This window comes from Anaeromassilibacillus sp. Marseille-P3371 (assembly GCF_900169665.1).
Taxonomy (GTDB): Bacteria; Bacillota; Clostridia; order Oscillospirales; family Acutalibacteraceae; genus Anaeromassilibacillus.
In genome coordinates, this window is record NZ_LT835157.1 from 614,841 (window position 1) to 639,491 (window position 24,651).

9 protein-coding genes and 1 pseudogene are annotated in these 24,651 nt (G+C 49.4%); all 10 read left to right on the top strand.

Translation table 11 applies throughout. The features are described from left to right. Positions 1-151 precede the first annotated feature (151 nt). The gene (locus B9Y59_RS01845; protein WP_085531472.1) at positions 152-6,901 is read left to right on the top strand and encodes a glycoside hydrolase family 38 N-terminal domain-containing protein; all 6,750 of its coding nucleotides are present in this window, start codon (positions 152-154) and stop codon (positions 6,899-6,901) included. Between the two features lie 486 nt (positions 6,902-7,387). Continuing rightward, positions 7,388-8,428, top strand: coding sequence for a peptidyl-prolyl cis-trans isomerase (locus B9Y59_RS01850; RefSeq protein WP_054324831.1), 1,041 nt, complete (start codon positions 7,388-7,390; stop codon positions 8,426-8,428). A 73-nt stretch (positions 8,429-8,501) separates the two neighbouring features. Beyond that, positions 8,502-12,716, top strand: a complete 4,215-nt coding sequence (locus B9Y59_RS01855) for a carboxypeptidase regulatory-like domain-containing protein (protein WP_085531474.1) — start codon at positions 8,502-8,504, stop codon at positions 12,714-12,716. Between the two features lie 1,220 nt (positions 12,717-13,936). Next, complete coding sequence (locus tag B9Y59_RS16685) at positions 13,937-15,196, top strand: FIVAR domain-containing protein (RefSeq protein ID WP_442856171.1); 1,260 nt, start codon at positions 13,937-13,939, stop codon at positions 15,194-15,196. 1,497 nt (positions 15,197-16,693) lie between these two features. Continuing rightward, complete coding sequence (locus B9Y59_RS01865) at positions 16,694-18,064, top strand: hypothetical protein (protein ID WP_054325016.1); 1,371 nt, start codon at positions 16,694-16,696, stop codon at positions 18,062-18,064. 128 nt (positions 18,065-18,192) lie between these two features. After that, the gene (locus tag B9Y59_RS01870; RefSeq protein WP_054325017.1) at positions 18,193-18,897 is read left to right on the top strand and encodes a response regulator transcription factor; all 705 of its coding nucleotides are present in this window, start codon (positions 18,193-18,195) and stop codon (positions 18,895-18,897) included. 36 nt (positions 18,898-18,933) lie between these two features. Then, on the top strand, positions 18,934-20,382 hold the full coding sequence (locus B9Y59_RS01875; RefSeq protein WP_054325015.1) for a sensor histidine kinase: 1,449 nt from the start codon (positions 18,934-18,936) through the stop codon (positions 20,380-20,382). Between the two features lies 1 nt (position 20,383). Then, the gene (locus B9Y59_RS01880; RefSeq protein ID WP_085531478.1) at positions 20,384-21,373 is read left to right on the top strand and encodes a DUF1385 domain-containing protein; all 990 of its coding nucleotides are present in this window, start codon (positions 20,384-20,386) and stop codon (positions 21,371-21,373) included. Next, positions 21,370-22,251 (top strand): peptide chain release factor N(5)-glutamine methyltransferase, encoded by an 882-nt coding sequence (gene prmC / locus B9Y59_RS01885; protein WP_085531480.1) that lies wholly within the window; start codon positions 21,370-21,372, stop codon positions 22,249-22,251. The genes B9Y59_RS01880 and prmC overlap by 4 nt, the downstream gene beginning before the upstream one ends. Before the next feature lie 2,103 nt (positions 22,252-24,354). Then, positions 24,355-24,651: pseudogene (locus tag B9Y59_RS01890) on the top strand (DNA recombination/repair protein RecA); the annotation flags it as partial.

The following is a 24,651-nucleotide window of genomic DNA, read 5'->3' on the forward strand; positions in this document are numbered from 1 at the left end:
CAGATATTTACAAACTAAGCCTGCGCTGTCACGTAGGCACAACCCAAACGAATTGAAAGGAGCGTGTGTAATCTATCGGGAAATCACCCAGCGCTTTTTAAAAATTTGCGCCCCGCTTTAGGCGGACGTGCAAACAAAGAAGGAGAAACGTATGAAAAGGAAAAACTTTAAAAAGACAGTCTCGTTCATGCTTGCAGCAATCATGGCAGCATCGGCCATGACCCAGGCAATGGCTGTCCGGGAAGACCCACCTTCCAATGCCCAGATCGACAGCAGCTGGACCATGTATCTGGTTCCAAACGCTCATATTGACACAGCATGGCAGTGGCCATTTGAAGACACGGCGCGAGATGTCATCAGCGATACTTTTAATCGCGCAGTCACAAACCTGAAGAGCAATGAAAACTACAAGTTTACTATGTCCGCTTCCAAGCACTATGAATGGGCCAAGGAATACTATCCAGACATGTATGAAGATGTCAAAGAGCTCATCGCCAACGGCCAGTGGGACAACCCCGGCGGCCAGGTGGTCGAGCCGGACTTGAACCTCCCCAGCGGCGAGGCTTTGGTTCGCCAGAGCTTGGAGGGGCAGCGCTTCTTCGAACAGGAATTCAACCAGATGAGTACGGTTGGCTATGTGCCGGATACCTTTGGCTTTAACGGCCAGTTCCCTCAGATCCTGAAAAAATCCGGTATGGACAATTTCGTCACTACCAAGTTGAATTGGCAGCAACAGAACACGGAACGCGATTCCGACATCTTTAAGTGGAAGGCGATCGACGGCACCGAGGTTCTCTCCTATGCGCCAATGAAGGATTATGTCAACATCTACAGCGACAGCCAAATCGTCAACGCACTCAAGCGCAATGAACAGACCGGAAAAGAAACCGGCGTTAAAAAGGCGCTCGGTATGATGGGAAATGGCGACCACGGCGGCGGCCCGGACTCTGGACAATACGCTACTGTTCTGAAGCAAAACGGTTCGGATGGGGTGCAAGGCGCCACGGTCGAAATGGCAACGATCACGGAATACTTCGACAGTGTGCGTGAAACAGAGGACCTGAGTAAAGTCCGGACGGTGGAAGGGGAAATGTACTTTGAAAACCACCGCGGCACCTATACTTCCTGGGCGCGTGTAAAAGAGTACAACCGTAAGAACGAGATCTTGGCCGAAAAAGCTGAGAAGGCTGGCACCCTGGGCAATTGGCTTGGCGTTCTTCCGAATGCAGGGAATGAAGAGATCAGCAAGGCGTGGGATAAGATCTTAATCAACCAGTTCCACGATGTTCTGCCGGGCTCCTCGATCCCGTATCAGTATGAAGTCACCTATAACAACCAGGAATTGGCCAAAAACCTGCTGAACAATGTCCAGAATGACGGCCTACAGGCCATCGCCTATAAGGCGGATACCAACGTCGACGGCACGCCGGTCCTGGTGTTCAACCCATTGTCTTGGGAACGCAGCGACATGGTGGAAACAACCGTAAGCTTTGCCGACGCTGTTCCGGAACAAATCGCCGTTTATGACGGGGATTCGTTGGTTCCATCCACCGTGACCTCCCGCGACGAAGAGAAAAAGACGGCTACCATTCGCTTCCAGGCAAACAATTTGCCGTCCGTCGGTTTTAAAGTCTTTAATGTGAAATCCGGCGATGGAACCGTTGAAACCAATCTCAGCGTTGAAGAAAATGAGAATCTCTTTGTCATGGAAAATGCGTTCTTAAAGGTCGAAATCGACAAGAACACGGGAAACATCGCTCAGGTTTACAACAAGAAAGACGGCAATCGTCCGGTCTTTGCCGACGGCTACCAGGGCAATGAGATCCATATTTATAAGGATACCGGCGGCAGTTCCTATCCTGCATGGGATCTGGTCATGGAGGAAATGAATGCCGATCCGATCGCTATTCTGGATGACACTCCCGAAGAGATTGAAATCATCGAGAATTCGCCCGAAAAGATTGTGGTGCGTGTCTCCAGAAGTTGGTCCGATTCCACCATGTACCAAGATATTACGATGTATCCGGACAGTGACCGCGTGGATGTCAAGATGCATGTCAATTGGAATGAAGATCAGCGCCTGATGAAGATTTCCTTCCCGTTTGCAGCTGAATCCGACCATGCCACCTATGAGATTGCCTATGGCGCCCTGGAACGTCCGACCACCCGCGACAACAGCATCGATAATGCAAAGTTTGAGGTTTCCGGTCATAAGTGGGCCGATGTCACCGACGATAGCGGTGAATTTGGCGCCAGCATCCTGAACGATTCCAAGTACGGTTGGGACGCCATTCAGCTGAAAGATGAAGATGGTAATGTGGAGGCCACCCGCCTGCGCTTGACCGCCCTGCGTTCCCCGATGGGCGCGGCCGTCCGTTGCAGCGGTTGGGACCCGGCGGCCTATTACATTGACAAGACCACCCATGATTTCACCTATTCCATCTATCCACATTCCGGCACCTGGCAGGAGGCCAACTCTGTCCAGAAGGCTGCCGAACTGAACTATAAGGCAGAAGCAGTCCAGTCCGAACGCCACGACGGAGACCTTGGATCTGCGTATTCCTTCGCGACCTCCAGTGCGGACAATGTGCCGATCAGCGTTATCAAAACGCCGGCCGACGATCCGGACGCAAGAGATAAGCTGATTGTGCGTGTCTATGAATCCGATGGCCAAGACAACACCGATGTCACCCTTACACTTCCTTCCAACGTGAAGTCCGCCAAAGAAGTCAACCTTTTGGAGGACGACGATGAGGATCTGAATAAGGAGATCACGGTTGATGGCAATCAGATTCATTTCTCCATGGATAAATACGAGATCACAACCATCGCGCTCGAGGTGGAACCTTACGGCGGCGAAGAGGTCCAGTTGAAGTCTGCTCCAGTCGATCTCTTCGATTACTACAACGTTGATGCTGTCAGTTTCAATGAGGACCGCAAGGACGGCGACTATGACGGCGAGGGCAACACCATTCCCGCAGAACTTTGGAAAGATTCCATCACCTTTGAAGGGGTCGATTTCCAGCTTGGACCGACCAACGACGGTTATGACAACGTGGTGGAGGCCAGAGGCCAAACGATCGCGCTTCCCGAAGGCAATTACAAGTATGTCTACCTGCTGGGCGCCGCAGCCGGTTCCGGTGAAAAGAGCGGCGTGTTTACCGTCAACTATGCAAACGGTGAACAGACCAACAAAGAGATCAAGTTCGCAGATTGGGATTCGGAGCTCTCCGGTTGGGACCGCTTCAGCAATACGGACATCCGCCCCTATGTGCGCGACCAAGTCGGTTACTTCTTCACCCATTTCCACAATGGTACGAAGGACCGCATGACAGTCGACAATTATCAATTTGTCTATGCAATTCCGGTCGATCCAGAGAAGGGGCTGGAGTCCATCCAGTTACCAGATGCATCCGGTATTAAAATTACGGCCATTTCCGTTGCAGACAGCGACTATCTGCGTGTTGCACAGGAACCCACTACACAGGAAACCATCACATTGCCTGCGATTGAAAATGTGCGTGCAGAACTTGTGACTGGCGAAGGCGCTTTGGGCGACAAGGCCACCGTCACCTGGGATGCAGCTGACAACATTTCCACTTATCGTATTTACCGCGGCACCAGCGAGGACTTTACCGTAGAAACCGGGACGCTGGCCGGAACAGTGGATGGCCGCAAGACCTCCTTCACCGATACACTCCCCGCTAATGGCGAGTATGTCTACAAGGTGGTTGCAACAGACAATGACAGCAATCTGACCGAGCTCTCCAAACCGTCCAATATTGTCAAGGGCGGGCTGGATAATGCCTTCCTCTCCGTTCCGAAGGATAAGATCACCGCTCCCGGCGGCTACACCAACGAGGAACCCTATAAGGCCTGCGATGGAAACACTTCTACCAAGTGGTGTTACCGTCAGGACGACGTTTATCTACAGGTTGATCTCGGTGAAAATAACAGCTGGACCATCGATAAGTTCACGTTGGTCAATGCCGGGAATGAAAACCCCAACTACATCACCCGCGATTTCCGCATCCTTACCAGCGATGACGGCGTAGAGTGGACCGAACGCGCAAATGTCACCGGCAATACGGAGAATGTCGTGGAGCTGGTCATGGAAGAGCCGGTAAATGCCCGCTACTTTAAGCTGATTCCGGACTATGCAGGCCAAACCGACTCTGACGCGAACTGTCCGCGTATCTATGAGTTCCAGGCATGGGGCCGCTCGAATGAGGCCGTTGCTCCTTCTGCTGAGAACGTCAACATCAGCCTTTATAAGGACCCGGACGATGCTTCCAAGGTCACGATGGATGGCACGTATACCTATGTAAATGCAACCCTGTCCGGCAAAGAAGGCGAGTCCAAGTTCCAGTGGTATCAGAGCGAGGACGGCGAAACCTTCACTCCCATCGACGGCGCAACGGGCTTGAGCTATACAATGGATAAGGCAGACGCCCTATCGTTGGCCGCTATCAAGTTCGAAGTGATTCCGGTCGATAAGGACGGTGTGGAAGGCGAGCCTGTGAGCAAGTCGGTCGTCATAAACGATGATACCAACATCCTGGCTGGTAAATCGGTTGAAGCAGATAAGCAGTTCAACGCTTCTGAAGCTGGCTCTATGCTGACGGACGGAGATTTCCTGACCAAGTGGTGCGCAGACGGTGTCTCCGAAAGCGATCCACGTGTTGCAATCATTGACATGAACGGCGTGTACGACCTGAGCAAGCTCACCCTGCGTCATGCGACCGCTGCATACGACGAAAAAGTCCCGGGCGCAGACGAAAGAGACCGGTTCAAGGAGTACAATACACGCAAATACAATCTCTATGTCAGCAATGACGGAAAAGAATGGACCCAGATCACCGCAGCAGAGAACCCGGAGGGACTCGGTGTCACCGAACATACCTACAGCAGCGGTGAAGCGGTTGGCCGTTATCTCAAGGTGGAAATCACGCAGGGCGTTGCTCTGAACGACGACGGCAGCCCGTACGATGGCAACAGCTGTGTACGTCTTTATGAAGTCATTGGAGAAGGCACCCTCCTCGACTTTGCAGACAAAGAGACCGATGACGGCGACGATGATAGCGACATCACCGATGTGGTACCTGAGAACGTCAAAGTGGTCAATGCAACTGCAGACCGCGCACCGATGGTTGGCGATACACTTGAAGCATCCTTTGATGTGGACGAACAGTATGTCGATTATGCGCGTTTCCGTTGGTTGGTGGCAGATTCCAAGGACGGTCCGTTCTCTCCGATCACAGACTCCTACTCTTCCACATTGCCGGTGACCGAAGATCTGGCTGGCAAATGGATTCGCGTCTCTGTGCGTATCGATCAAGGTTTGACGATCTACAGCAGCCCGGTCGAGGTTTCCGAGGACGTACAGCCCACAGAGCAGACTCTCACCGTTAGCTTCCCAGCAGGCGATGTGGAGATCCACGCGGAAGATATTGACATTGGTTTTGCAAACCTCACTGGCGTTTTGGAGACAGAACTTCTGTCCGGTTCCCCAATTCAACTGACCTTCACACCGGTTGCAGAGGGAAGAGAATTTGCAGCTATTTCTGTGAATGGAGAACCTATTCCGTTTGATGAAGAAACCGATACCTATTCGTATACATATGACGGAACGATGGATCGCGCCGACACGGCGTTGGACTTCTCCTTCACCGTTGTGAACAAGCTCACCCTGCGTTCCACAATCGAAGTCGCTGAGGGGCTTGTCGGCAGCGATGAGTATCAGGACGCTGTTACAGCCGTTCAGAAGAAGTTTGACAATGCACTCGAAACAGCGCAAAATGTAGAAGCTGATAAGACAGCCGATCAGAATACGATCGACCGTGCATGGTCCGAACTGCTGGATGCTATCCAAATGTTGAGCTTTAAAGAGGGCGATGTCTCCGCACTCCAGACGCTGGTCGAAATGCTCGCCGACCTGGATGAGAATGACTTCACTACGGACAGCTGGGAAAACTATTATGAAAAGTACCAGAATGCTGTGGATGTAATCAACGACAACAATCCGTTGGAAGTCGATGTCGAAAAGGCGACAAAAGAGTTGAACGAAGCGTTGAACAAACTTGTACGTGTAGCGAGCAAGGAGGACCTGAGCGTCGCTATTGCACAAGCAACCGTTATTTATAACGCACTCGATCAGTATGTTGAAGCTGGTAAGGCAGAATTCATAGAGGCGTTTGAAAATGCTCAGACCGTATTCAATAATCGCGATGCCAGCCAGAAAGCTGTAGACGACGCGGCAATTGCGCTGGTGGATGCAATGGCTGCTTTGCGCAAGATTCCGAACAAGGATGTTCTGAAGGAACGCCTCTATCAGGCGACCCATATCGACCGCAGCAAGTACACCCGTGCGAGCCTTGCAATCTTGGATGCAGCGATTGCCTTGGGCAACGATGCAATGGCGAACGACAACATCGGACAGGAAGAAGTCGACTCGGTTGCTGACACCATTAAGGAGGCCCAGGCCGGTCTTGTAACCGTATCGCACAACTCTTCCAATAGCGGTCATAAGGGTTCCAGTTCGTCCAATTCTTCCGGTAAGACTTCGGGAGAAGGCACCGCCGTGGCAGTTCCATCTGCAATCGTCACAGCGGCACAGGGCGTTTCTGCTCAACAGGCGTATGTCCGCAGCGACACCACGCTTCCGTTTACACTGAAACATGGTCAGGCCTATTGCTTCAAAATGACTGTCGTTGGTTCGGATGCTGTTCCAAGCTTTACAGTTGGCAATGGCAACGTGCTCAAGACACAGTTTGTCGCAAAGGCTGGCAACGATTACTATTACAGAGTATATGCGATTGGCACACCGGGCCAGAGTGCAGGCGTATACACGACACTGCCGGGTCAGAATGCGGTTAAGCAATGTTCTGTAACAATTGGCTAAATGTTTTCTAGTGGAAGCCAAAGGGATAAAAAGGGTTCGATCATCCAATCCAAGCAGAACCCTTTTTATGAAACACCAATGACGACACTCCCAAGCAATCTTTAATAAGGCACTGTGCTGGATTTTCTATCCAGCACAGTGCTTTTTCTAGTTCTTTTTTATGATTTCTTTGTATCCGTTTTTCCAGTTTTCTTCATCCATTTAAATAAAGAATAAAAAGCTTTCTTTGAGCAAAACAACTAAATTGTCTAAACGTTGGTTCTGTTTTAGATAGTTTCCCGTTGAAAATCTATATATTTTTTGCTTTTCTATTGATTTTGTAGTATTCATTCATAAAATAAACACTTTTATACTCGACTTAAAATACAAAAATAATACCAGTATTTCCAAAAAAATTACTAATACTTTTATGAAGATCCATATAAAATGTATTTTAAACCGTTTGCTTTTCAAGCGGCCTCGTACTACAGATAGGAGGAACGCCCTTTGCAAAATACAACGTTTAGTCGTATCTTTGTGGGATTGATGGCTATGCTTCTTTGCATCCATCCCCTTGTAGCATGCAATACAAGCCACGAACCCGATCCTTATCAAACCGTCGGCGAAATTGCTGGACAGCCGGTCGCCTTAGGGGAATTACAGCTGTTTGTAGACGATGTTCGCCAGCAGACCAACAGTTATTTCAAAAAGAACTATTCTCTTGATGCCATTACAGAGGAAGAATGGCGAAAAGATTTTTCTGGTGAATCACCGGTCGACTATGCCATTGGGCTGGCCATGGAGGAATTGGTTCCCTATAAGGTAGTCGAGCAAAAGCTTGTAGAGCTCGGTTCTTCCGAAGATTTCTCCTATCGCGCCTTTGTCAATCGCTGGCAAAAAGAAAATGAGGACCGACAACAAAAAGAGGCATCTGGAGAAGTGATCTACGGCCCTGTCCAATACACAGAACGGGTCTACTACGATTATCTGAATGAATCCTATCAAGAGGAATTGGCAGCCCAGTTGCGGCAGGAACCGACGGAGGAGGAACTCCAGGCCTTTTATGACGATAATCCGGATCTCTTCCAGGAATTTGGCAGCGTAACCTTACAATGTGTAGTTCTTCCGCAGGAGGACTTTTCTCAAGAACAGGGCGAAGAAGCGCGCAATATTCTCCTTCAGGCATTGGAGGCGGGGGCTACCTTCGCCGATGCATCCGTTCAAGCGGGAATTGACGAATATACACAGGAACGAACGTTTACAGCGGAGGACCTCAGTAGTCCAGATGTCCGTGCATTTCCAGATGTGGAAGACGCTGTTTATACCTTACAGCCGGGGGATACAACGGATTTGATACAAAACGGCGACCTAGAATGGCTTTTCTTTTACTGCGAAACGCGCCAGGAGGGTGGACGGACTCCTTTTGCAGAATGTAGAGATGCATTAGAGGAGATCTACGTCGAACAGGCTTTTGATATGAGTTTGGAGCAGGCACAATCGTCTGCCCAAATCATCATATATGACCAAGCGAGAGAGTTGATCGACTGACGGTTTCTGTTCTTGAAAGGAGGAGGGAAGAACCACAGAAACCTTGCTGAATGAAAAGAAAGGGAGGATTTTTATGCAGTTTAAAAAGGGAAGTGTATTCACAAAAGTGCTCTCCCTGACTCTGGCAATTATGGTATCTGCCAGCAGTCTTCTCGGAGGTACCGCTTTTGCTGCAGAGACGACGGAACTGGATTCCGGCCGTGCTGTAAATGGGCTTTCCTCCGCTGCCAACACGGAAGCGGAAAAGGATGATTTCACTACCGTTGAGAACTATGCTCTGAATGGAAGTATGGAAGAGGATACCAACGGTGCGCTGACCTACTGGACGCCAAACCTTATGGAGGGCAGCGATGACAACACCATTGCGAAGGCCACCAGTATTCGGTATGGTGATGTCAACATCGGCAAATACGACAATTATTTTGCCGCCATTCGACCGGGCAGTTCGTATGTTCCTTATGAAGCGGCTCTGGAGCAGTTGTTGCTGCTGCCAAACGGCACCTACACCCTCTCCGCTTATGTCTATTCCGTTACCACCGCGGAAGACAAAGAGAACGGCGCATATGCCAAGATGTATGTCTACGAGGATGACGGTCTGGAAGCCATTGAAATCGATCTGGACGAAACCAGCGAATGGACCCGGGTGGTTATCCCGGATATCACGATCACGAATGGAAAATGCCGCATCGGCTTTGGCCTGAAATCGGTAGGCGCCGGTGAAGAAGAGGCCCGTGCGTTGGCAATCGACGACGTTGTCCTGTCCATCCCGGCGGGCACTGTCAATGGCACGATAACCAGTCCCGATGGCGACAAGGTTGCCAATGCTACAATTCAGATCAAAGATAGCACCGATACAGTCGCTTCCGTCACCACGGATAGCGAAGGTTCCTATGCAATCGATGTACCCGCTGGAGATGATTTTGTTGTAACCGCTTCCAAAGCGGGCTTCCGCTCGGTCACAGAGGAGGGTGTCTCCTTTGTGGAGGGAGAAGAAACGACCTTGGACTTCCAGTTTACGGAGATGGTGGAGGAAAATGCCTACTACGTAGACGCCGAATTCGGTGACGACGACAATGACGGCCTATCGCCAGAACGCGCATGGAAAACCATCGCCAAGGTGAATGAGACCGTTTTTGAACCGGGCGATTCCATCTTGTTCAAGGCCGGTTGTTCCTGGGAGGGAGAAACCCTAAAGCCCCAGGGCAATGGCGAGGAGGGAAACCCCATTCATGTTGGCAAGTATGGCGAGGATGATCTATATCCGGTCATCCACGCAAACTATGTGCCGGGAACCCCTCTCTCTGAAATGGAGACCAACAACAAAAACGCTTTGGAGATCACGGGCATCAGCCACTGGGAGTTCCGCGATCTGGAATTGACAAACTACGGCATCTACAATGACGACTCTACAGCCAATGAGCAGAAGGGCCGCCGCGCGGTTACGATTCGTTCCGACGGGGGAACCATGGAGGATGTCACTTTGGATGGATTATACATCCACGACATCAACGGCTGGAACCCGAAGAGCAACAACGGTGCAGCCATTTCCTTTGGCGCAAATGGACAGACCTATATCGATGGATTGACCATTGAAAACTGCTTGATTAAGGATGTGACCCGTGACGGCATCACCGGCGGTGGCTATACTGGCACCCGCCCGTGGGGATGGAACTCTTGGGATAAGCAGAATGGCGTCCCGCTTCGCCATAAGAATGTTGTGATCCGCAACAACGTCCTCGATACCATTGCAGGCGATGGGATTGTGCCGGGAGGCACCTATGAAGTGCTGGTTGAACACAACTTGGTCAGCCATGCCAGCAACAACCCTACCCCCTATCCCAATATGAGCGGCAATGCAAAGTCCAACCTTTCTGCCGCCGTATGGCCGTTCGATGCGGACAACTCGATCTTCCAGTACAATGAAGTCTGCTATACGGGTGTTCCGAGAGGAACAGAGGTGGCAGACGGTGAAGCATTTGACTCCGACTATTACTGTGTAAACACCCTGTTCCAGTATAACTATAGCCATGATAACGAGGGTGGATTCCTGATGCTCTGCGGACCGGCATATGCCTATAACGACGGCACGGTTGTGCGCTATAACATCAGCGAAAACGACGGTTCCCTGTATGGCAAACGCACGATTTTTGAAATTGGCGGCGGCGGTGGCGTCGACCACAGCTACATCTACAACAACACCATCTATACGAGTGAGGATCACTCTGTGTTCTCCGTCATGCGTGGCGAACCGTGGGATGGAAAACCGAAGGGGACCAATTTTATCAATAACATCTTCGCAATCAATGGAAACGTGGCGCAGTTTGGCTTTGCCGGTGACCCGAGAGATAAGGGCAAGGAAGGTATTGTCACATACGACCACAACCTGTACACGGGCACGCTCTTCGAGGGTACACTGAAGGATATGCCGGAGGATAAGAATCCTGTATTTGGCGATCCAAAGTTTGTCGATCCCGGCAACGCTGGCGACGGGTATGAGAATGCGAAGGCTTATCAGATCCAAGAAGGCTCCGCTGCCATCGGCGCAGGAATGCAGATCGATCAAAGCTGGTTGGGTCAAAAACTGGATACTATGTCCTACACAGCTGGTGACGGTTCCACCGCAGAGAATAAAGCGGTCTATTTCCATGTAGATGGCGAAGAATTCCAGTGGCAGAATCCAAATGGCGGCATTGACTTCTTCGGCAATCCGCTGCCTACACGAAGCGCCCCTGACATCGGCGCCCACCAATTCTCGGTAGAACCGCCAATGCCGGAAGAGCATACTCTGACGGTTCAGTTCGACCTTACAGCGCAGATGGTCGGCGAAGGCATGGATATTGAAATTGCCAACAAGGTGGGAAGCTATCAGACGCAGGTGATGGGCGGAGATCCAATTACCTTTACATTCGTTCCCACCGCAAAAGGACGTGAATTCCGCAGTATTACGGTGAATGACCAGCCCGTTATCTTTGACGAAGACACCAATACATACAGCTATACCTATGAGGGCACCATGGATAACCAGGATATGAATCTGGTCTTCCACTTTGAGGTCGTTACAAAGCAAGCTCTCGTTACTGCTATTGAAGAAGCTCAGGCTCTTGTCGGAGGAGACGAATATAATACGGTGATCCCCTCCATCCGCAAGTTGTTCGATGAAGCATTGGCAAGCGCTAAGGTTGTCCGTGATAACAAACAAGCAACGCAGGATGAGATTGATGCCGCTATAGAGCAGCTCTTAAAGATTATTCCGTTCCTAAGCTTTACTGCTGGCGATACCACTGCATTGGAAAGCTTATTGGCTGTTGTTGATAAACTGGATGAAGCAAATTATACCGCCTCCAGTTGGGCAACCCTTCAAGAAAAAGTTGCGCAAGCCACAACAATCGTCGAAAAAGAAGAGCCCCTCAAGGTCGAGGTCGACGAAGCTTATGAAGCACTCTACAATGCTTTGACCAGCCTAGAATACAAGGCCGACACCAGCACTTTGGAGGCAGTAGTAGCGCGTGCTCTGGAGATCGAAGCTGTATTGAAGACCGATTACCTGGAAGTTGGCCAAGCCGAATTTATAGCTGCTCTTCGTTTTGCACAACAAATTCTTCAAAAGCCTGAACCAACCCAGCAAGAGATCGCAGATGCAGCAGACGCGCTCAATTTAGCAATGGCAAATCTTCGTAAGATTCCGGACAAAACCGCTTTGGAAAGCCTGGTGAAAGAGCTCAGCGCTATTTCCGGAGATGGTTATACAGCTGAAAGCTTTGCTGCTCTGCGCGCTGCCTTAAACATCGCACAACAGGTCCTTGCTAATCCGGAGGCAACGCAGGAAGAGGTGGATTCTGCCCTTTCTACCTGCAAGGATGCAAAGGAGAAGCTCAATAAAGTACACAATTCCTCCAGTGGACACCATTCAAGCAACTCCGGCAATTCCAGTTCGTCCGGCAATATCTCTGGAAACGGTACTGCCGTTGCTGTGCCGTCCACCATCGTCGCAGCTGCACAAGGTGTATCTGCACAGCAGGCCTATGTCCGCAGTGATACGACGGTGAACTTTACTCTGAAACACGGGCAGGCCTATTGCTTCAAGATGACCGTGGTAAACGGAAACAACCAGACGCCGAGCTTTACCGTAGGCAACGGTAGCGTTCTCAAGACGCAGTTTGTGGCGAAGGTTGGAAACGATTATTACTACAGAGTGTATGCAACTGGCACACCGGACCAGAGCACGGGCGTTTACACGACATTGCCGGGCCAGAATGCAGTCAAACACTGCACGGTGACCGTTGGTTGAATCTCGAACAACTTGTGAAGGGCATAAGCCATTCGATCAAGGAACCGCTGCTGGAAGAGAACCTGCGTAGGAAATGCCTAAGGTGCGAAAGACGCTGGGCGTCCATCAGGCTAGAGTACGGTTGTCTACACGACACTGCCTAGCCAGAATGCGGTGAAACACTATACAGTGACGGTGGCATAAGCATTCGGGAAGAAAAAAGAATATGGAATGTCTCTGACGGATAGCTTTTCTACATGTAAATGTATATTAATCACATGTTGATGATTCGCTCATAGGAGCAAATACATAGGAAAGCTAAAGCAGAGATATTCCACCCATATGACCCAGCAGGAGAGTTCGCAAACGAAAATGCGAAAACCTCCTGTTGGGTCAAACTTTTTATAGGCATTGGATGTATTGTATGGTGACGATATTATACAGTAACAGTTGAAGGATAAGGGGAAATGCTTGGGGTTTGTATAAAGTTTGTTTCCANTAACATCTTCGCAATCAATGGAAACGTGGCGCAGTTTGGCTTTGCCGGTGACCCGAGAGATAAGGGCAAGGAAGGTATTGTCACATACGACCACAACCTGTACACGGGCACGCTCTTCGAGGGTACACTGAAGGATATGCCGGAGGATAAGAATCCTGTATTTGGCGATCCAAAGTTTGTCGATCCCGGCAACGCTGGCGACGGGTATGAGAATGCGAAGGCTTATCAGATCCAAGAAGGCTCCGCTGCCATCGGCGCAGGAATGCAGATCGATCAAAGCTGGTTGGGTCAAAAACTGGATACTATGTCCTACACAGCTGGTGACGGTTCCACCGCAGAGAATAAAGCGGTCTATTTCCATGTAGATGGCGAAGAATTCCAGTGGCAGAATCCAAATGGCGGCATTGACTTCTTCGGCAATCCGCTGCCTACACGAAGCGCCCCTGACATCGGCGCCCACCAATTCTCGGTAGAACCGCCAATGCCGGAAGAGCATACTCTGACGGTTCAGTTCGACCTTACAGCGCAGATGGTCGGCGAAGGCATGGATATTGAAATTGCCAACAAGGTGGGAAGCTATCAGACGCAGGTGATGGGCGGAGATCCAATTACCTTTACATTCGTTCCCACCGCAAAAGGACGTGAATTCCGCAGTATTACGGTGAATGACCAGCCCGTTATCTTTGACGAAGACACCAATACATACAGCTATACCTATGAGGGCACCATGGATAACCAGGATATGAATCTGGTCTTCCACTTTGAGGTCGTTACAAAGCAAGCTCTCGTTACTGCTATTGAAGAAGCTCAGGCTCTTGTCGGAGGAGACGAATATAATACGGTGATCCCCTCCATCCGCAAGTTGTTCGATGAAGCATTGGCAAGCGCTAAGGTTGTCCGTGATAACAAACAAGCAACGCAGGATGAGATTGATGCCGCTATAGAGCAGCTCTTAAAGATTATTCCGTTCCTAAGCTTTACTGCTGGCGATACCACTGCATTGGAAAGCTTATTGGCTGTTGTTGATAAACTGGATGAAGCAAATTATACCGCCTCCAGTTGGGCAACCCTTCAAGAAAAAGTTGCGCAAGCCACAACAATCGTCGAAAAAGAAGAGCCCCTCAAGGTCGAGGTCGACGAAGCTTATGAAGCACTCTACAATGCTTTGACCAGCCTAGAATACAAGGCCGACACCAGCACTTTGGAGGCAGTAGTAGCGCGTGCTCTGGAGATCGAAGCTGTATTGAAGACCGATTACCTGGAAGTTGGCCAAGCCGAATTTATAGCTGCTCTTCGTTTTGCACAACAAATTCTTCAAAAGCCTGAACCAACCCAGCAAGAGATCGCAGATGCAGCAGACGCGCTCAATTTAGCAATGGCAAATCTTCGTAAGATTCCGGACAAAACCGCTTTGGAAAGCCTGGTGAAAGAGCTCAGCGCTATTTCCGGAGATGGTTATACAGCTGAAAGCTTTGCTGCTCTGCGCGCTGCCTTAAACATCGCACAACAGGTCCTTGCTAATCCGGAGGCAACGCAGGAAGAGGTGGATTCTGCCCTTTCTACCTGCAAGGATGCAAAGGAGAAGCTCAATAAAGTACACAATTCCTCCAGTGGACACCATTCAAGCAACTCCGGCAATTCCAGTTCGTCCGGCAATATCTCTGGAAACGGTACTGCCGTTGCTGTGCCGTCCACCATCGTCGCAGCTGCACAAGGTGTATCTGCACAGCAGGCCTATGTCCGCAGTGATACGACGGTGAACTTTACTCTGAAACACGGGCAGGCCTATTGCTTCAAGATGACCGTGGTAAACGGAAACAACCAGACGCCGAGCTTTACCGTAGGCAACGGTAGCGTTCTCAAGACGCAGTTTGTGGCGAAGGTTGGAAACGATTATTACTACAGAGTGTATGCAACTGGCACACCGGACCAGAGCACGGGCGTTTACACGACATTGCCGGGCCAGAATGCAGTCAAACACTGCACGGTGACCGTTGGTTGAATCTCGAACAACTTGTGAAGGGCATAAGCCATTCGATCAAGGAACCGCTGCTGGAAGAGAACCTGCGTAGGAAATGCCTAAGGTGCGAAAGACGCTGGGCGTCCATCAGGCTAGAGTACGGTTGTCTACACGACACTGCCTAGCCAGAATGCGGTGAAACACTATACAGTGACGGTGGCATAAGCATTCGGGAAGAAAAAAGAATACGGAATGTCTCTGACGGATAGCTTTTCTACATGTAAATGTATATTAATCACATGTTGATGATTCGCTCATAGGAGCAAATACATAGGAAAGCTAAAGCAGAGATATTCCACCCATATGACCCAGCAGGAGAGTTCGCAAACGAAAATGCGAAAACCTCCTGTTGGGTCAAACTTTTTATAGGCATTGGATGTATTGTATGGTGACGATATTATACAGTAACAGTTGAAGGATAAGGGGAAATGCTTGGGGTTTGTATAAAGTTTGTTTCCATCGAAGAAATCCGGCAATAATCGATAAATACCGGAATCGTGTTGTACAAAGAGTGAAAGTAACTCGTATCCAATCAAGGATTGGCAGTTAATAGCAGGGAACTTCCATAGACATCGGCCTTTCGATTAAACAACCGCTGTTGGAAGAGAGCCAGTATAGAAAACGCCATAGGTGTGAAAGACGCTGTGCGCCCATCGGATCAGAGTAAGACGTTTACACGACACTGTTTGGGCGGAACGTAGCAAACCCTGCATAGTGACCATTGGCCAAATATCGGATACGCTTCGAAAGGTATGGAAGTATCCATATCCGAACCCGACCAAATATCTGACAGCTGGTAGTGGGGAAGCTTGCGCAGAAACCGTGGCAGATGTGAAGGACACTGTGTGTCAGTTAACAGGAAGTTTTATTGTAACCCCATGTGTAAAGTATAAAAGATATGTTATCACATGATTCAGTTCATGTAGGTGGTGGGACCTGTGGATAAATGTTTTCATAGATATAAGGAAATAAAAAATATTTCGCAAGCTTTCAGATTTTTCTGTATTTTTAAAAGGATTTCTCTTATGTATGGGTCCCCTAATTTCAGGGCATTCAATTGAATAGTACAGGTGAATCATGTAGGCAACCAGACACATGTTTATAATGTGTCCGGCTGTTCTTGTTTCTTCTTAGTTAAAATCTGGGCGGTGAAGGGCCTATTTTTGGGGGAGAAAACGCAGGAATATAGATACAGAAATAGATTCACAGGTTTGCTTATAAAAGCTGCTCAATAAGGAGGGGATAAAAAGGAACCGCTTCTGTTGGAAGGGGAGGGAGTGGAAGATTTCCCATTACAGATTTGATACTGTTCAATTTGCGCAGAAGATGCTATAATAGCAAAGATATCAGTGGATTTTTTAGAACTATTTCTTATATTAGGTTAAAAAATAGACGATGTATTCCAAAATAATAGGGAATATGGATACAGAATCATCCCTTTATCGATCATGGGGTTGCTTGGAAAAGGAGGGCTGCGGATTGTCTCATAGATTGCGCATTTGGTGCACGGCGGTTGCCGTAGCTCTGGTTATTTCGACGCTGTTTTCAGGGTGCTCTCTATCGGCCTTGGACGCGCAGTCCTTAATGCGTCCGCCGCGTCCCACAGGGGAGCGTGCACAAATCCACGATGAATTGGAAAAATCGGCGGGCGGAAGCCTGACCCTCAAATATCCCAGTCGGGGGGAATACCGTTCGGCCATTGTTATGCATAGCCTGGTAAGCGCGGGGCAAGAGGATGCTATTGCTTTTTACCAGAAAAAGGGCGATAGCGCTGGCATCAATGTCATGTTTATCCATAAGCAGGAGGACAGCTGGAAAGCGATTGGTGACTTTAATAATCCAGCCAGTACGGTGGATAAGATTTGTTTCGGCGATGTAAACGGCGATGGCCACGATGAGGCTGTGATCGGCTGGGGAAGCAACATCAACAACTCTACAACCATCTGTGTGTATTATTTTGATCGGGGGGAGATCCATGAACTCAAGTTGGAACAATCCTATACCGAAATGGTTGTGATGGACTTCGATGATGACCGGTGCGACGAGATTTTTACCGCGAGCGTTACGGTGGGCGACCAGCCGGCCATTGCGCGGCTTTTGCGCGTAAAAGACAATCAGCCGGAAATTGTCGGCTCTGCCAATTTGGATACCACGGTGACTAGTTATGCTTCTACAGCAGCTGGAATCATCAGCGAAACCGGGGAACTGAAAGGGGTTGTCCTCGACGGCCGCAAAAGCGCAGATACCCTGGTGACGGAAATGCTGTACTGGGATGAAGAGACTTCTACTCTGCAATCTCCGTTTTACGACAGCAACGCACAGACATCCAATTACACCACGCGCAAAACGCGCGCTGTATCGCAGTCCATCGGGGACAGCAAGATCATCGAGATTCCAATCGTAACCCCTATGCCAGGTTATACAGCGGACAATGCGCCCGATGAGACAAGCTATCTTACGAACTGGCACCGTTTTGATGAGCGGGAGGGAACGTTGGTGCGCAGTGTTTCCATGGTGATGGATTATACCGACGGGTATTCCTTTTTAGTGCCGGACATGTGGCGTGGAAAGGTCAGCACCCGGATGGATGCAGCCACGCGTACTCTGACGTTTTATGAATGGGTTGTTGCAGATGAAACGACGGGGTCAGGGGCGATGGGCGCGGCATTATTGCGTCTACAGGTGTTTACCAAGGATAAATGGGAAAAACAGGAGGGAACAGACGGCTATTATCAGTTGGTCGATAACAACAATCTGGTGTTTGCCGCGTCGATTCCCACACCGGATAACGCACTGTCCCTTACTATCAATGATATAAAAAGCGGATTTGAACTGATTCATCAGGAATAAACGTCGTCTTTGCACGCTGCCTTTATTCCAGGATAGTGATACAAAACCCATGGGGGAGAAGCCCCTGTTTTTCGATGGGGAAAAGCGGAACAGCCGCTGGAACGTTCAGGTGGAAAGGTTGTATTGTTATGAAAAAAGTACTGGTTGCGGAGGATGAACAGGCCATCCGCGAATTCGTTGTAATCAATTTGAAGCGCGCCGGTTATGAGGCATATGAGGCTTCAAACGGGGAAGAGGCGCTGGAGACTTATGAGCGGGAGGGCAAGGATTTTGATGTAGCCATTCTCGACATTATGATGCCCGGAAAATTCGATGGCCTTGCCGTTTGTAAGGAACTGCGAAAGCAGAGCGGCTCCATTGGTATCATTATGTTGACGGCGCGCACCCAAGAGATGGACAAAGTCAGTGGGTTGATGATGGGGGCGGATGACTATGTGACAAAGCCGTTCAGTCCTTCGGAGTTGGTCGCCCGTGTGGATGCCGTTTATCGCCGTGTTGCGCTTGCACAGATGCGCGACGAAAACAATTTTAAGGAGGAAATCCGCTCTGGCGAGTTCGCACTCAATTTGCGCAACCGCACATTGATGAAGCGTGGCACGCCGATCGAATTGACACAGGTAGAATTTCAAATCATGGAATACTTTTTTTCCAATCCTGGCACAGCCCTGGACCGTTCCGCCATATTAAAACATGTTTGGGGGGAAGCCTACTATGGGGAGGAAAAGATTGTCGATGTGAACATCCGTCGCCTTCGTATGAAAGTAGAGGATGAACCCAGCAACCCAAAGCACATTGTCACGGTTTGGGGCCTGGGCTATAAGTGGGAAGCGTAAGGCAAGGCGATTGCTTGAGAGAGGAGGGGAACCCGCATGGTGGTAAAAGGCATTACAAAACGCTGGCTTTTGAATAGCCTTGGTGTTATACTGATCTTAATCATTGCGCTGGTTTTCAGCCTTTCGTTTGCCATTCAGAATTATATTTATTACGGAATCCAGCAGGCAATCAACGGCCGTGCGGGAGAGATTACCAATGTCTTTTCCGATTACGGGCAGCGGTCCTCGCAGGATTTTATCACGGTTGCACGTAACTATGTAGAGAATTTCCCCAATAAAGAGAGCATGGAATTGATGGTCTTTAATGCAGAAGGCCACATCATCACGACATCCATCGGCTTTGCCCCCGATGAGAGCCAGCCAATGCCGGACTATCAGCAGGCTTTGGCAGATTCCAATGGCTATGGAACATGGACCGGGAATCTGACCAGCGGGGAGAAGGTGATGGCCGTCACACGGGTGATCCATAACAATGCCGGCAGTGTTGTGGGGGGCGTGCGGTATGTTGTCTCTTTGGAGGAGGCAGACAAACAGATCGGGATGCTGGTGTGCATCTTGATTTTAGCAGGCGCTATTATTTTGCTGTTTATCTCGGTTTCGAGCTACTATTTTATGAAGTCCATTCTCACGCCGATCAAAGAGATCGGCGCAACCGCGCGGCGTATCGCTCAAGGCGATTTTAAAGCGCGCATCGAGAAGTCAAACGACGACGAAATTGGGCAACTGTGTGATACCATCAACGACATGGCGGTAGAGCTGGGGGCGGCGGAAAAGATGAAAAATGATTTCATTTCCTCTGTATCCCATGAGCTGCGTACACCTTTGACAGCTATCAAGGGATGGGCGGAGACGATGCAGGGTGGCGGAATGGACGACGCCACGTTTGACAAAGGAATGAGTGTGATTATTCGGGAATCGGAGCGGCTTTCCGGTATTGTAGAGGAGCTGCTGGATTTTTCCCGCATGCAGAGCGGCCGTATGACCTTGACAATGGACAAAATCGATATCCTTGCCGAGTTGGGCGAAGCGGTCTATATGTTCAGCGAGCGCGCAAAATCCGAACACAAATACCTGCTGTACGAGGAACCGAGGATGCTTTCCCCGGTGCTGGGGGACATCAACCGGCTGCGTCAGGTATTTGTCAATATCTTGGACAATGCGTTAAAATATACAAACGAGGGCGGAACCATCAGTGTGGTTGCCTCCGAGGAAAACGGATTTATCCGCGTCGCAATCAGCGACAATGGGTGTGGAATTCCGCCGGAGCATCTGCCCAACGTGAAGAAAAAATTTTATAAGGCGAACCAGACCGTCCGTGGCTCTGGAATTGGTTTGGCACTCGCCGACGAGATCATGCGGCTGCATTCCGGCAGTCTGGAGATTGAGAGCCACGAAAATGTAGGAACAGTGGTCACTATTCGAATTCCTACATTCCGCGAAAGAACGCCGGACCCCGCGCAAGACAAAGAAAGGATACCCGAATAGAATGGCTAGAGAAACAACAAAACGCATCACCTCCATCGGCGGGCAAGCTTTGATCGAGGGCATTATGATGCGCGGACCAAAGCGTACAGAAATTTCTGTGCGCATGCCGGACGGCACGATTTCCTCCGAAACCTTGGAGACGGGCGGTTTGGCAAAAAAGTATAAGATTTTCCGCGTCCCGATTTTCCGGGGGATTGCAGCGTTTATCGATTCGCTTTCCACCGGATTTAAAGCGCTGAATATTTCAGCGGAAAAGTCCGGTATGGCGGAAGAAGAGGGGGAACCCTCAAAGTTTGACCAGTGGATGGAGCGCGTTTTTGGCGATAAGCTGATGAATGCGATCATGGCGGTAGGGACAGTTTTGGGGCTGTTGCTGGCAATTGTGCTGTTTTTCTTTTTGCCGACGTGGTTGTTTAATGTGTGTGAGCAGTACCTCTTTGGCGAAGGAATCGAAGGCTGGCGCTCTATTGTGGAAGGCGCCATGCGCATCGGAATTTTTGTTGCGTATATTGCAGTTGTTGCGCATATGCCGGAGATCAAGCGTGTGTTTCAGTATCACGGTGCAGAACATAAGACGATCTTCTGTTATGAAAACGAAGAGGAACTTACGGTGGAAAATGTGCGTCGGCACGGACGCTTCCATCCGCGCTGTGGCACCAGCTTCATGATTATTATGCTGTTGTTGGGCGTGATTATCGGCTTCTTCATTCCGTTTACCAATCCGATTTTGCGTACACTGGTCAAATTGTTGTGTATCCCGTTGGTGGTGGGCATTGGTTATGAGCTGATCCGTATTTGCGGCCGTTATGACAACCTTGCAACACGCATCATTTCGGCCCCTGGCCTTTGGATGCAGCGCCTGACAGTGAAGGAACCGGACGACAGCATGATCGAAGTGGCGATTGAGGCAATGAAAGCGGTGATTCCGGAGGATGGTACCGATCTGCAATGCCCATTTCAAGCCAAACAGCCGAAGGAGAAAACAGCATGACGCTGCGGCAAGTTTATCAAAAAGGAAAAGTGCTTTTGGAAAAGGCAGGGATTGAAACCCCTGCCTTTGATGCTGCTTGCCTTTTTCAGAAGGTCTTCGGACTGGATCGCCAGCAGTTGATTATCCATGGGACGGAGACAGCCGCCGATTCTAAGGCAGACGCTTATTGGATGCTCTGCGAGAAGCGTGCCAAAGGCCGCCCGCTTCAATATATCCTCGGAGAATGGCCATTCATGGACTTTACCCTCCGTGTGGGGGATGGCGTGTTAGTACCGCGCGAAGAAACAGAATTATTGGTGTATACCGTTGCAGAACACATAAAATCGGCTGGCCTCGCCCGAGCGGATTTGCAGGGGGCCGATCTTTGCGGCGGCAGCGGCGCGGTGGCGTTGGGATTGTCGTCCCTGTTACCAAGGCTGAAACTTTTCTGTGCAGAGTTTTACGAAGAGGCTTTTCACTATCTCGAAGAGAACGTCCGCCTTCTGGAAAATAAGGCGGTATGCCCTGTCCGGCTGGATGTTCTGTCTCCGGAGGCAGCGTTGCCCGTTTCGAGACTCGACCTGGTAGTGTCAAATCCCCCATACGTAGCGGCATCTGAAATTGCCGGACTGCAAAGAGAAGTGCAGCAAGAGCCGTATACAGCTTTGGACGGGGGGGAGGACGGCTTACTGTTTTACCGAGCGATTGCCCGGCGGTGGATTCCCCAAGTACGTCCCGGAGGAATTGTAGCGGTGGAAATTGGAGAAGGACAGGCGCAGGCCGTGATGAAGTTGTTTCATGATGCAGGGGTTCGGGAACTGGAAGTGTATAAGGATTTTAATGGATTGGACCGGGTCGTCATAGGAACGGTTGAAAACGGTGTCTCATCGTCCGGCTAAACGGTCAACAAAAGGGAGAGGGTCCCAACAGTCATGAAGGGACTTGAGAATACCCTCTGAATACTCTCGCTTTTTCAAACCTAGATATTTTTCAGGCAGAAAGAGGATGCCCCTTTCCTATGGATTGAAAGATTCGTAGATTTGGGAATCCTCTCTTTTTTGGTTAGGTTCCCCGGAAAAGCTGGTGGAGGCACTCTGTAAAAAGCTTTCGTATCGGGCAAAGTGAGCGGATAACAACAATGTTTTGATGAAAGAAGGCTGCCGTTAGAAAGGCGATTGCCCGTTTACGGGGTGTGGGGCAAGTGATATAAGCAGAATAAAGTTTATACGTCTTGAGATGTATGCAGGAATAGGCCTTTATTAGGGGGCTTATGCTTCCTTAGCCGGTGGCTTTGGCTACCGATATGGACAGCTAAAATCTATAAAGGCGAAGAGGAGGAAAACATGCCTTGTTTGCCTAATAGGCAAATCCGGCTAACTGCCGTAATGGTTCCCTTCATTTACCTAAAAATGTAGGTAAGGCCTGCGACGGATGTCAAGACAACCTGCCTTGTTTGCCTAATAGGTAAACCCGGATAACTGTCGTAATGGTTCCCTTCATTTACCTATAAAATGTAGGTAAAGCCTGCAACGGATGTCAAGACGATCTGCCCTGCTTGCCAATAGGCAAACTTGGCGAACTACCGTAATGGTTCACTCCTTTTGCCTATAAAATGTAGGTAAAGCCTGCAACGGATGTCAAGACGATCTGCCTTGCTTGCCTAATAGGTAAATCCGGCTAACTGCCGTAATGGTTCACTCCACTTGCCTATAAAATGTAGGTAAAGCCTGCAACGGATGTCAAGACAACCTGCCTTGTTTGCCTAATAGGTAAACCCGGATAACTGTCGTAATGGTTCCCTTCATTTACCTATAAAATGTAGGTAAAGCCTGCAACGGATGTCAAGACGATCTGCCCTGCTTGCCTAATAGGCAAATCCGGCTAACTGCCGTAATGGTTCCCTTCATTTACCTATAAAATGTAGGGAAGGCCTGCGACGATTGTCAAGACAACCTGCCTTGTTTGCCTAATAGGCAAATCCGGCTAACTACCGTAATGGTTCACTCCATTTGCCTATAAAATGTAGGGAAGGCCTGCGACGGATGTCAAGACAACCTTCCTTGTTTGCCTAATAGGTAAACTCGGTTAACTGTCGTAATGGTTCTCTTCATTTACCTAAAAATGTAGGGAAGGCCTGCGACGGATGTCAAGACGATCTGCCCTGCTTGCCTAATAGGCAAATCCAGTTATCTATCGTAATGGTTAGCCCCATTGGCTTATAAAAAATAAAAGAAAGACCTACGACAATTATCAGGATCCTTTATATTGGAGTCAAAGGGAACAGGGAGACCCAGTCGGAAAAATGGCACTTTTCCATTCTGTATCAAACAAAAAAAGAATACAAAAAATGGGGAGAATATGTTTTGACAGGACAAAACAGGTGAATCGGTGCCACTCAAAGAGCAAAACGAAGGGAAATCGTGGGGTAAAGAACCGATTGCTTGTGAACAACAAGTTTATATTCGCTATCGGTAACATTTTAAGATCTTTCTATGGTGGTTTTGACCGCAGGAGTTACATATACAGGTTTCCATCGTAAAAGAAAAAGCTGGCTGATAGGCTTTTATACGAACGCCAATGATCCTAGAAGATGTCGTCAAACCGATACCGAATCATGATGCGTAGAAAACAACAGAGAGGATGAATCCAAACGGTCTGTTGGGCATTGAAACTTTATATGGATATAGACTAGGGGGACTCTCCTTTTGCATAGAACGCTTGAGATAGAAACCCGGGCAAATCTTTGTTCGAAATTGTTCGGAATCCATTGCTTTTCTTTGAAAAATACGATATAATAACCTCACACACGAAGCGGGAATCGACGATATCCGCTTCATAGAAGAACGATGGAATCCTTGATGAAAAACAAAGTCCGTTTTTCATCGGATTTGTGAAACAATCGTCCGTTTTGTGTTCGTCAATTTTATGTCATAAAAGCTGTCATTTTAAGACGCCGGAACGTTTTCCGGCGTTTTTCCAATCAAAAGACCGGAGGGAATCAAATGGCCATCGATAAAAGTCGCGGCGCAGCTGCGGGAAAAACCATGGATAAAAAGGCGGCGCTGGAGACAGCGCTTGCGCAGATTGAAAAGCAGTTTGGCAAGGGCGCGGTGATGCGTCTTGGCCAGAATGAGGCCATGCATGTAGAAGCGATTCCCACGGGTTCGCTTTCTTTGGATCTGGCGCTTGGCATCGGTGGGTTGCCGCGCGGCCGTATTGTCGAGATTTACGGGCCGGAGAGTTCCGGTAAAACCACCTTGGCCCTGCATTGTATCGCGGAGGGACAAAAGAACGGCGGG